The 12,344-nt window shown below is 42.9% G+C and carries 5 protein-coding genes and 2 pseudogenes; 6 read left to right on the top strand and 1 reads right to left on the bottom strand.

Annotated features, from left to right (window positions below; all coding sequences use genetic code 11):
• The 4 genes and pseudogenes from AFK68_RS43855 to AFK68_RS28440 form a co-directional block, all read left to right on the top strand.
• A partial coding sequence (locus AFK68_RS43855) for a photosystem II protein D1 (protein ID WP_305778159.1) occupies nucleotides 1-86 on the top strand: 86 nt, incomplete at its 5' end.
• A 2,092-nt stretch (nucleotides 87-2,178) separates the two neighbouring features.
• A pseudogene (locus AFK68_RS46820) lies at nucleotides 2,179-5,810 on the top strand (LamG-like jellyroll fold domain-containing protein); the annotation flags it as partial.
• Between the two features lie 3,711 nt (nucleotides 5,811-9,521).
• Nucleotides 9,522-10,163, top strand: a 642-nt coding sequence (locus AFK68_RS40025; RefSeq protein WP_210407662.1) for a hypothetical protein, incomplete at its 5' end; no start/stop codon positions are given.
• A 30-nt stretch (nucleotides 10,164-10,193) separates the two neighbouring features.
• Nucleotides 10,194-10,454: a hypothetical protein gene (locus AFK68_RS28440; protein WP_094677090.1), complete on the top strand. Its 261-nt coding sequence runs from the start codon at nucleotides 10,194-10,196 to the stop codon at nucleotides 10,452-10,454.
• Between the two features lie 554 nt (nucleotides 10,455-11,008).
• On the opposite strand, the gene AFK68_RS43690 is transcribed toward AFK68_RS28440, so the two are convergent.
• The gene (locus tag AFK68_RS43690) at nucleotides 11,009-11,134 is read right to left on the bottom strand and encodes a hypothetical protein (protein WP_256386676.1); all 126 of its coding nucleotides are present in this window, start codon (nucleotides 11,132-11,134) and stop codon (nucleotides 11,009-11,011) included.
• A 354-nt stretch (nucleotides 11,135-11,488) separates the two neighbouring features.
• On the opposite strand from AFK68_RS43690, the gene AFK68_RS28430 reads away from it, so the two are divergent.
• Nucleotides 11,489-11,953, top strand: a complete 465-nt coding sequence (locus AFK68_RS28430; RefSeq protein WP_094677086.1) for a hypothetical protein — start codon at nucleotides 11,489-11,491, stop codon at nucleotides 11,951-11,953.
• 95 nt (nucleotides 11,954-12,048) lie between these two features.
• Nucleotides 12,049-12,344 (top strand): annotated as a pseudogene (locus AFK68_RS28425) (RNA-guided endonuclease TnpB family protein); the annotation flags it as partial.

Below are 12,344 nucleotides of genomic sequence, written 5' to 3'. Positions count from 1 at the left end.
TAGGTATGGAAGTAATGCACGAGCGTAACGCTCACAACTTCCCTCTAGATTTAGCTTCTGTTGAAGCTCCTGCTATCAAGGGTTAATTTTTTAATTAGCTAATAAAAACGCTCTCCATTTTTGGGGAGCGTTTTTTTTTGTTCGTAGGGGCGATTTCCTACGGAATTCTGCTAATTACGCGTTTGCGACAGCATTCGGAACGAAATCGCCCCTACAGGGTTTTGGCTACTGATACTTACTTGAGTTTTGGTAAGGGAAACAATAAAGTTATTCAGTCTGTGTTGATTAGTTACAGCACTTTCGAGGATAGTGAGGTACAGTAACAGTAATGATTAAATCGGTAAAATAATGTCTCATAGGTGATACTGCTGACGCAACGCTCCGGGAACGCTAAAGTCAAAATAAGAACTTAGTGATTTGGCCAAGATTGATTTTTTATCAATTATTAAAAATCTAATTTTTGTTCTTAACTTATCCCATTACAGCACAGGATCCTTTTTTATCGGATACATTATCAGTTATGTACCAGATCTCATTTATCGTAAAGAAAAGAATCGTAAAGAAAAGATTTGTTAACAAATGCTCTTGAGTGTAATGGCGTGATTTATAATGAATTGATTATAAAAACTAAACCCTTATAAGTTACTCGCCGTTCCCTCATTTTTTTAGTGACTTATTTAATAAATTCGGTAATTGGTGATTTTGACAAGGCTTTTAGCTATTTGAGGTCCGGTTGAGAAAAAACTTTAGGCGATCATACTCATAACGAAGTGATAGGGTTTTGAGGAATTTTAGTTGGCGATCGCCGTTTTTCAGATTATGTCCACTCAATTCCTTGAAAACTTTGCCTGATAGAGGTTCTAACCTCTATTAGTTATTAGTTAGAATTTTATATACTTTAAATTGAGAAGTTATGTCACAATCGTCTTCTTTAATCAGCGCAAACATCAAAAGGGAGTTAAGTCATAATTACTTGTATACCAGTATGGTTTCACATCGTGGAACGCCCGTAAGTCTTGCCATGAGAGAGGAGGGACGTATCTTTTACAGTGTATTGGATATGTCGAATACGGAGCAAAATGCTCTCAAGGGTGATCAAGATAAAAACTATTGGTCGGAAGTTAATTTTAAAGATAAAAAGCAATTAAGCCAGTTGCATTTCCCGTCAGAAATCATGCAGGTTGGGTATGGCGTAGTGCCCAACTTTCAGATTAGCAAATACAACAGCGGTAATAGCAAGATCATTCAGAGTTACAATGACGATGGGAAGCCATTGGATGCAAGCGGCAAGGAATTGACCGAAAAAGACATCACAGACAGGACCGATGACTTCTGGTCTAGTACAGCCAGGTTGGGGGACAAAGCACCTTTTCAGACGCTTTCAGATGGCAAGTATATTTATGTGTTTCGCCAGTCTATCGCAGGGAATGATCCCAAGAATGAGAACCCGGCCATAGTGAACAACACTCTTTTAGTTGATCGCTTCATCCTCAGCGGAACGACTTTAAAGCTCAGTAGAGAAATCCGATATCAGCGCAGTCGCCACAAAACGGAACCCGCATCCAGAAAAGATACCCTTTCTGCTGTCGATGTGGAAGGCAAACCATTTTATGAGCCGACCCGTGAATTGGTTTTTGCCAATAATTTAGCCAATGGCAATTTTTCTGTGCTGTTGTTGCCTGGAGCAGATTCAGAAGAACAGAGATGGCAGATTTTCACGACTGATGCTACAACCGGCAAAGTAAATAGCTTCAATATCAGATTTGATGGCAGCATTGTATTCGAGACAAGCGACTCACAAACAGTCGTNGCAAACCATTTTATGAGCCGACCCGTGAATTGGTTTTTGCCAATAATTTAGCCAATGGCAATTTTTCTGTGCTGTTGTTGCCTGGAGCAGATTCAGAAGAACAGAGATGGCAGATTTTCACGACTGATGCTACAACCGGCAAAGTAAATAGCTTCAATATCAGATTTGATGGCAGCATTGTATTCGAGACAAGCGACTCACAAACAGTCGTCAACGAATTTATCAAAAAATATGGAATCGATGACGGTTTAGTTTCAAAAGTGCAAGCGGAAATCAACAATGGCGAGAATGATGATAGTATTGCCAATAAATTATTAAGTAAAGATCCATATAATGAAAAAGGCATACCTCAAGATGCTTTGACTGAGATGGTTTACATCATCCGAACAGGAGTGATTAAGGATGATTTTCTTCTTGGATCTTATGAATGGCCCTTGATTGAATATGAAGACGATAGGACTACCATTAAAACTGAATATAGAAAGGTGAATAGTGACCCTAATGGTGTCCCTAATCGAGTTAAAGACGAGTACGCTTTTCCATTACAACCTCGGTCAGTTCCATATTCCCCTGTCAACGGTTTGTCATCCTGTTATTACTACCAACAGGAAATGGGTTCTGACAATAAACCCATGAAAAATAAAGCCTGCGTGATGCTGGCTACAGGACTCGAAGACCAACAGCGCAACAAATACATCGGCATCCTCAATTTTTCTGTAGCTGCCTCTGGACAGCTCAGTCGCCTAACCACCGATACTGTCAATATGCCGGACATCAATGTCCAGGCACTGGATGAAAATCCATACAGAGAAGATCTAAATTCTTTAAATCAAGTGGTGTGGCAGGAACCCCAAAAAATGAGGCTTCTGGATATCGATCCCAATGGCTTAAGTACAAGCGGGGGGATACTGAAATTTGCCTTTACAAGCGCTGGTATTGGCAGTAGTTTAGGCTATTCAGATGCGGTTGTAGCAACGGAACCCTATTTGTTCGATGATTCCCTAGGAAGGGTAAATCTTTATTTTAAGGGAAAAGAAAATAATTTCTTCGTGCTTTACTTTGATCCTACCGGAAGTAAAAGTGTAACGGTTACGGAAACGGTTACGGATAACAATTCTAATTCTCGTTCACAGAAGGTAAACCCTCCACTGTCTTTGAAACCGCGCCTCGATCGTGACATGACTCTTAATGTGGTTGCGAATGTGCCAAATAATAGTAAGACATGCACCTTAACCATGACATCCCAAGGCGGTGAGGTGGAAAAATGGAATCACCTCCCCAGGCGCTGTTCTCAAATTACCGGCATTTTGAATGGTAGCAGCCAGTTGCGCTTGGGAACACTGGAGCCACTGGGAAACACCAGCGATCCCGATCCCGATCCCAGAGCAGCTTATATCAAACCCCAGACAGGCAACGGTACCTTGAAGATCCGTACTACTGTAGACAACAATCTCATGTTCAATGTTGTTTTTTGTACCCTCGATAAGGAGTACACCGGGAGCCAAGAGACGGAGGAGGTGGAGGTCACAGGTCTTCCGAGTGGAAAGCAGTTTAAGAAGGGCGACGTATTTCATGTGCGCGTGGGGACGCCTGGCCAGGGTCAAGGGGATTCTATCCAGATTAAGCTGACCTCGGATATCACCGGCAACGACGGCAAACAGAATATGAATGTGGAGGCGGTGAAGCTCTGGGGTGAGGTGGGTGACCGCCTAGAACAACGCAGAGAATATGCCGCTCAATTAGCTGATGGTACCGAACACTCCGTGCCATTGAGCGATTTGTCTGCTTACCTGGCCAATAACACCACACTGAATATTGCCAAAAAGCAGTTCTCTTTGGTTGAAACTGCCAATGTAACGGTTAAGGCTGACATATTTTACAAGTCATACCTGTCCGGTATGGTGACTGATACTGGCGACATAGATACACTTTGGGGGTATTTGAAGAGACAAAATTTGATACAAGAGGTCACTGGAAAAACAGACAGAGGAAACTTAACGTCTGCATCGATGACGGGTACCCAGGCATCTCTGAGTACTGCCATAACTGATGAAGAAATCAAAAATTTATCTCTACAATTGCTGCGAGAGGGCAATGAGGCCGATAAAAAAGCCCGACGAGCAGGATTAAAACAATCCCTGATTGCATTGCTCCTGGATGTGGCAAAAGTCCGTATTATCACCTTTACAGTACAGGATACCAATGTCCAAAGTGTTGACCGCCTTGAAGCTGGTTTAGAGGTTATGGTTGAGTATAATTATCAAAACTTTGAGTGTAACCCAGCCAACCTTGGCGGAACCAGCGCACCACAATGGGAACATTCCAGAAGCTATCTGTTCAACGCTGAGGTCAAGTACGACGCAGATACAGACACAAAAACTGAGATTAGTGATACTTTTAACTATGAATATAATATCAATAACACCATCGGCCAATGGGAGGACTGGAAGGCTAGCCTAGCACTCGAATTTAATCCTGAATCAGCCACCAACGGTGCCCTATTGAACACTGGCGATAGTGACAAACTTGAAGCATTGCAGCCCACAGAAAAAGGCTTGAGCGTGGAAGCCTGGGTTAAGCCATCTAATATTCTTAACAATCCGGGAAGTATTCTTTACTATAAAAAAGGTAGCCAGAATTACTCGTTGGGCATTGAAAAGGATGGTGCTGACAAATATAAATGTGTGGCTACCCTTGGTGATAAAAAATATACCAGTAAAAATGCGTTTGCCTTTAAATCCGAAGGGAAGGAACAATGGAGGCATCTGGCTTTTACCCACAAGAAATATTGGGGGTATCACCTCAAAAATGGAAACGCCATCAATTGTGGCAATGATAGTTCCTTGCAGCTAATTGATGATTTTACTCTGGAGGTATTGGTAAAGATTGATTCAGCAGGTACCCTTCTGGAAAAAACGGATGAGTACAGCCTAAAGATTGATGGTAACAAGGAAGTGGTATTTAATTGGGCAGGTACAAATTACTTAGAGGAGTCGGTTGAGAGGGATAACAATTCTACTCAGAGCCAAAAAAACAAGCCTGACAAGTTGGAGCCATTGGGTCAATTTTATAAAATCACTTTGATCCGGTCCAAAAACAAACCCCAGACAGAACCAACAAAAGCAGAGTATCCCATTACCGGTGGTAATCAGGAAGTAGGAACTGATTCTGGTGACAAAAAGTGGTACGAGGACAAAAGCCAGGAAGAGATGATTAAGGGTATGGCTGAAAAGCAAGACCAGATGGATAATAGCATGAAACTTTCTCAATCCATGGTTAGCACAAACCCAGATGCGTCATCCGACCCCAATCCCAAATACTACCATACCCTCATTGTCACAAAGAGCGATAACAGCACCACAGAATGGACCAGTATCACTCCCCTGGAAATAGAAATTGTGGAAGCCTTTAAGGATTTCATAATGGGAGGAGGCGGCTTCATCGGTACTTTCGCCAGTGTTCGCATATGGAATCGCGCACTTTCAACAAGCGAAGCAAAAGCGCTAACTGTGCCGGAAAACAAGGCAGGGCTGCTATCGCACTGGCGTATAGCGGAAGGAAAAGGCAAGTACTTATACGATGATGTGAGTGAAAACCATGGGATTGCATCCGAGGGGACATGGAGAGATAGCCCGCAAACCAATCACCCTGGACAGTTTCAATTCTATGTGGATGGGTCTCCCCAACCCCACGATACTTCCATAGACTCTACTGCACAAGGAGTCGATCAGTTAAGCATAGGAGGTATAAAAAAAGATGCCAGCAGTTATTCAGATCATTTTCACGGGACTTTGGAAGAGATCAGAATCTGGAATGTTCCGCGTACTAATGAACAGATTACTGACAATGCCTTTGGACGATTGAAAGGGGAATGGGAGCAGTTGCTGGCGAATTACACGTTTGATAAGCCGATAAAGCAGACGGATAATAAAGTACAAGATGCCAGTGTGAACAGTGTTCAATTGACGATTCATAATAATAATAGTAGTATGCTTAAAGANTTTGGAAGAGATCAGAATCTGGAATGTTCCGCGTACTAATGAACAGATTACTGACAATGCCTTTGGACGATTGAAAGGGGAATGGGAGCAGTTGCTGGCGAATTACACGTTTGATAAGCCGATAAAGCAGACGGATAATAAAGTACAAGATGCCAGTGTGAACAGTGTTCAATTGACGATTCATAATAATAATAGTAGTATGCTTAAAGAGGTGCTTTCGACTGCACCCATAGCTACCGAAATCCCTCAAGTCCGGTCGGCGCTGACAGGAGTATTGACTGAATACAACGGTAAAATACGGTCTAGGCCCGCAGTGGTGGAATACGGAGATGTGCAGAAAAATGACGACGGTACTCTGAATGGCATCTTGAAGCGCTGTTATTCCTTCATTGATGCAGGCGGTGCATGGAGCCGGATGACTGGTTACAAAGTAGGTAATCTGGTAAGCCAGTGGTACGGCCAGGNGTCGGCGCTGACAGGAGTATTGACTGAATACAACGGTAAAATACGGTCTAGGCCCGCAGTGGTGGAATACGGAGATGTGCAGAAAAATGACGACGGTACTCTGAATGGCATCTTGAAGCGCTGTTATTCCTTCATTGATGCAGGCGGTGCATGGAGCCGGATGACTGGTTACAAAGTAGGTAATCTGGTAAGCCAGTGGTACGGCCAGGCGCAGTTTGCCCCCCAGGTAATGGGATACTTGGAAGGGCCGCCGCCGGTGCCTGCTGAAAACTTCCCTGTCGGCAAAGATGCTGATGTGGATACCTATGCGTATAAATTGAACAATTCCATCAGCTTCCACCAGGCTGAAGAGGTTTCCTATAACTACAGCACCTCTAAGGAGGCGGGCTGGAATGTTGCGGTGGATAGTGAGGCGGAGATAGGAATGGATATCAATACACTGGTTGCACCACTGGGTTTTGGCGTATCTTTCAAAGCTAAAGCCGGATTGGCAACCGCATCCAATTGGAATACTTCCGGTAATCGTTCCCAAAGTTACGAGCGCGGAACAAGTGTCAACACCGAACGTGCATTGGGTGCTGCCCTGGCAGGCTATGACAATGGAAAGTCTGGTGCTGAACGTTACTACAAACTTGGCAACACTGGCTATGCTCTGGTAAAGTCAAAAACGGCAGATATTTACCTGCTGCGCCTGGCACATAATAATGCATTGGTCAGCATTTCCTGGCAGCCTAACCCCGATATTCCGGAAGATGTCAACATAATCCCTTTCCCCATCAATCCGCTTTATACCAAGCAAGGCACGTTAGATGGCAAGTTTGGCAAAACGACCGATGACCATTATCCCCAGGCACAGGGTGCTTACGGGCAGTACAGTTATTTCAAACCCCGCGAAGCCTACAAATTGAAAAAGCAGATTGATCGGGAAAAGATGGAACTGAAGGCGTATTTTGAAGATTCATTTGATGTGGCCAAAACCAATGCTCACTTCCAAGCAGCTGCCGCCACGACAGGGATCTTCCAACTTGCCGCTTTGTATCCTGGTGCAGGGCCTATAATTACTTCCGCATTTAATCAAGTAGCGGGACAACTTGCCACTCAACTTGGATACAATAACACTGAGTTGAAAGACGACCTATCGAAAATGGGGAGTCAACGCAACCTGATGAATACTTATGTCTGGACGGTAGAGGGTGGTTTCTATGCTGAATCGACCGAGATCGCAGAAACCCAACAGGAAACCTATGCCAATGAGACCAGCTTATCTTTGGGAGGCGCTTTCGGAGTGCATTCTGAGTTGGACGCCGGAGTTGCCTTTGAGCAAAAAACTTTATTTTCAAGTGGTTCCAGTTTCACCCTAAGCAAATCCAAAACCAAGGAGTCAAGCACTTCTTTTGGTCTGGATGTAAGTGTCGATATTCCTACCTCCCCGCGCTATAAGTATGCAGGGGTGGATGGGCGCAGTCTGACCAAGGGATTGATCAAGCCGGGTACAGTTGATGCCTACCGCTTTATGAGTTTCTATTTGGAACCGAAAGGCAAGAATTTCATCGACCTGTATTCTAAGGTCATTGACCCAATATGGCTCGACGAAAGCCCAGACCCCAATGCCCAGGCTCTGCGTCAGGCGCGGGGGAACATAGACAAGGCCAAACCTTGCTGGCGTATTATGCACCGGGTAACCTATGTAAGCCGCATCCTGCCGGAGTTCCAGCCTGAGGCACCACCCTCACTGGAAAAATCCATGCGGGCAAGGGGCATTGAGAGCAATTATATGCTGATCAAAAAGTTCGAGCCCTACATAGCAAATATTTCAGATCCGGGCACCTTTTCCACTAAAATTGCAGACATTATTAATCGTCAACTGCCTGAATTTGCCGCGTATGAACAAGAGATCAAATACTACCTGGCGCTTTATTTCAATATCGACCAGGCATAACTATGGGACTCTAGTCAACTTAACTACAAATCGTAAACCTTACCACTTTATTTACTATGGGATTTTACACAAAAAACACAGATAAACAATCGGGTGATGGGTTAGCCATTACTGAATGGAACGACTTAAGCAGTGCCGTTGCNATTTGCCGCGTATGAACAAGAGATCAAATACTACCTGGCGCTTTATTTCAATATCGACCAGGCATAACTATGGGACTCTAGTCAACTTAACTACAAATCGTAAACCTTACCACTTTATTTACTATGGGATTTTACACAAAAAACACAGATAAACAATCGGGTGATGGGTTAGCCATTACTGAATGGAACGACTTAAGCAGTGCCGTTGCCGGTAATTCGGGTTTGACACTTGCGATCAGACCGGAAGATAAGGTTGGTATTGGAACAGAATCTCCTCAATATCCTTCTCAGAAACTAGAAGTGGAGGGCAGTGGTATATTCTCGGGTAAGAAACCTGTACTTTATTTTAATGATACTAACAAAGGGGTTTTTTACTCTGCTAAAGAGAGGGGAGATGGTTTTGAGAAGTGGATAGACGATGGTCCTAAAGACGGTCTAGTGGTTTTCGGATTTACAGATTTTGGATTGGGAACTACTTCTGGGGGCAGGAAAATTACTCTATATGGGAATAGTTCTGGCAATATTGGTATCGGCACTACCGNAAACCTGTACTTTATTTTAATGATACTAACAAAGGGGTTTTTTACTCTGCTAAAGAGAGGGGAGATGGTTTTGAGAAGTGGATAGACGATGGTCCTAAAGACGGTCTAGTGGTTTTCGGATTTACAGATTTTGGATTGGGAACTACTTCTGGGGGCAGGAAAATTACTCTATATGGGAATAGTTCTGGCAATATTGGTATCGGCACTACCGCTCCTTCTACCAAACTCGAAGTAAGTGGCGATGTAAAAGCGACCAGATTCATCGGTGATGGTTCACAACTGACAAACTTAAGCGTAGGTGCCACGGGCTTAAATCTGGCTACAACAAGCGGTTCCAAAGTCGGTATCGGCACAGACGAGCCCACACATAAACTTCATGTGAAAACTGAGGATGCAGTCGGCCTTTTTGAATCGACAGGTACCCAAGCCTACCTGCGACTATCCACCAGTGAAGGTATAGGTAAGCGGGTAGAGTTTTGCAACCGCCCGGGAGGCACAGCTGCCATATGGGTCTCTGGGGTAGGAGATGCACTTAGCGTATTGGCGAACGGCAATATGGGCATCGGCACCACGAGTCCGGGGCAAAAACTTGAAGTTGCTGGCGGTAACGCCATCGTCAANGAGTTTTGCAACCGCCCGGGAGGCACAGCTGCCATATGGGTCTCTGGGGTAGGAGATGCACTTAGCGTATTGGCGAACGGCAATATGGGCATCGGCACCACGAGTCCGGGGCAAAAACTTGAAGTTGCTGGCGGTAACGCCATCGTCAATAACGTCTTCGTCGGCGACGTGGGTCATGGTGAAGCCTGGGCTGGGTTTGGCCACAAGGATGCCATCAGCAGAACAGGCTACGGGCTGATACAAAACAGCGATGGCAAGTACACGCTGATCAACAAGCAATCTGGTGGTGGATTCATCGGCTTTGGCGTTGACAATGACTACAAGATGGTTCTGCTCGACAACGGCAATGTGGGCATCGGCACAAACTCGCCGACAGCAAAGCTTCATGTGAACGGTACATTTAAAACAAAACTGGATATAATCGGATGCAATAATCGGGGAGATTGGGGTTCTACAGATCATCCTGTGACAATTTATTTCCGAACAAACTTAGCTGGCGAACCACCAGGAACAACGCTGATGGCAATAACTGATCACCCTGATTGGAAAGCACTTGTATGGCAAGGATACGTCGCTTATGATGGTTCTACTTGGATAAACTATCTGCATGGGAATGAGAATAATCCACACAAAATTTCTTAGAGACACAATTAAAAGATCGAAAGCAAGCAAATGAAACAACGACTACAACAACGCCTTCAAGAACTTAAAGCCGAATTTGAATCCGGTCAAAAAGTATTGACAGAACTTGATGACAAGCGGACCAATGTTCAAAACACCCTACTCCGCATTCAAGGAGCAATTCAGGTGTTGGAAGAAGAACTCGCCAAAGTAAACGAAGATGAAACATCGGTTTTGAGCAATGAGTTAGATACTGAAGCCTTAACTGCAAACAATGGTGTAAACCCTGAAACATTTGAAGTCTCAAGTTGAACAGGACTTACGCAAAGGCACTATATATAGAGGCTTGGTGCGTTACGAAGTGCGCTAACACACCCTACTGGATTGTTTCATCTTAAATGTTGCAATAGAAAAGTGTCTGGAGATTGCTTCACTGTCGTTCGCAATGACAAATCTAATGCACTATTTTAGTTGAAACGGTCCACTACTGGACCGACACACCTAAAATGGTGCATTAGGGAGTGGGGGAGTAAGGGAGTAGGGGAGCAAAATTCTTGTTGGGTTTTTCCGTTGGAAATGCTCCGCAAACTTTCCATACTGCGCAATGCTAACGCAAACAACCCAACCTACATCTATTGCACAGTTTTAGCTGTGTCACGCCACTACCAATAGCGTTCATGCGTAAGTCCTGTTGAAATAAAAATTACAGCAATGCATGAGGATGGTGAGGTACAGTAACAGCAATGAGTGAACCAATTTATAATATCAGTTAAAGTCACTTGCTCAATTGCTTCCATTACAGCGGTTGTCAGATTTATAAACCACATCGTCACAACCAAAAGCTTGTAGGGACGTTAGCATTTTTGTTATGCAACGTCCCTACAGTGGTCTACCCAAATTAAAACTGCTGTAATGCTATTTCGAGCATTATCTCTAGTACGAGTCGCAACCCCTCGCAAATAATTCTTTAATTTTTGACCAACAATTTTCAATTGGGTTAAATTCAGGAGAATAGGTCGCAAGATATAGCACTTTTATTCTTGCTTCTTCAATTATATTTCTGCAACACCTGAACTTTATGACCTGGTAAATTGTCCATTACCAAACATACACCAGGCCATAAATTATACCATTTCTCAGAAACTTTTCTACATTTGATTGAGTAGGGGAGTAGGGGAGACTGAATGTTTAAATATAGTTAGAAACATATATTATATAACCGGATTATATATGAGACATTATTTTACCAATTTAATAATTACTGTTACTGTACCTTACTATCCTTGAAAGTGCTGTAATAATTGAAGTACCATCTAAGTATAGCATTTTCTACAAAACTATATATTATGATGCGTCGGCTGATTAGTTTATTTTTAGCGATTATATTTTGGCTTTCCACCCCTAGTGTGAGTCTTGCCCAAAATAATATCAATAATCTTGATAACCTCCCACTAGAAAAAGTTCAAGAATTAATTTCTATTCGACACAGTATTACTACTATTGAGGAACTAGAAAAAAGGGGTGTACTTTCAGAAACTCAGGCAATAACAGAAACAAAATATTACTTGGAAAAATCTCAACTTATTGTTGGGGAAAAGTTAAGCTTAGAAGAGATTATACAATTAACTAATAACTACGAAATAGTTACACCAGGAAGCCAAATAAACATAATTCAAAAAGTCGCTGGTTTTGTCACTTTTACAAATATTATCTTGACTGCTGCAGCAATTTTACTTGTGTTGGCAGTGGCTTCGTTAGCTTCTCTATATTTAATTCCTATTCTGAGACTTATGCCAGAGTGGGGTGATTAACTGTTAAACTTAAACCGTAGAAAATAGTTGTAAAATTTACAAAAGTTTTGTAATATTAAACAAGTAACAACTAAAATATGAAAAATAAAAAGTGAATGCGACTTGTTGACAGACATATTATTAACCGAACACATAACTTTTGGCGAGTGTGTGATGAGTTAGCCTTGAAGTCTAAAAACTTGTACAACTTAGCTAACTATTATTGTCGTCAGCATTTTTTCAAGTGCTCAAAAAGTCTGGATTTAACTAAACTATACCACGCCACCAAAGATAGTGATGCCTATAGAGCATTACCAACTAAAGTATCAAAACAAATAATCAAATGCTTGGTTGCCACTTGGCGTGGTTATTTTCAGGCAATCATTGAATGGTCAAAACATCCAGGGAAGTT

It is taken from the genome of Hydrocoleum sp. CS-953 (assembly GCF_002260545.1).
Lineage (GTDB): Bacteria > Cyanobacteriota > Cyanobacteriia > Cyanobacteriales > Microcoleaceae > Trichodesmium.
The sequence above is the reverse complement of the archived record's forward strand: the minus strand, read 5'-3'. Positions and strand labels throughout refer to the sequence as shown.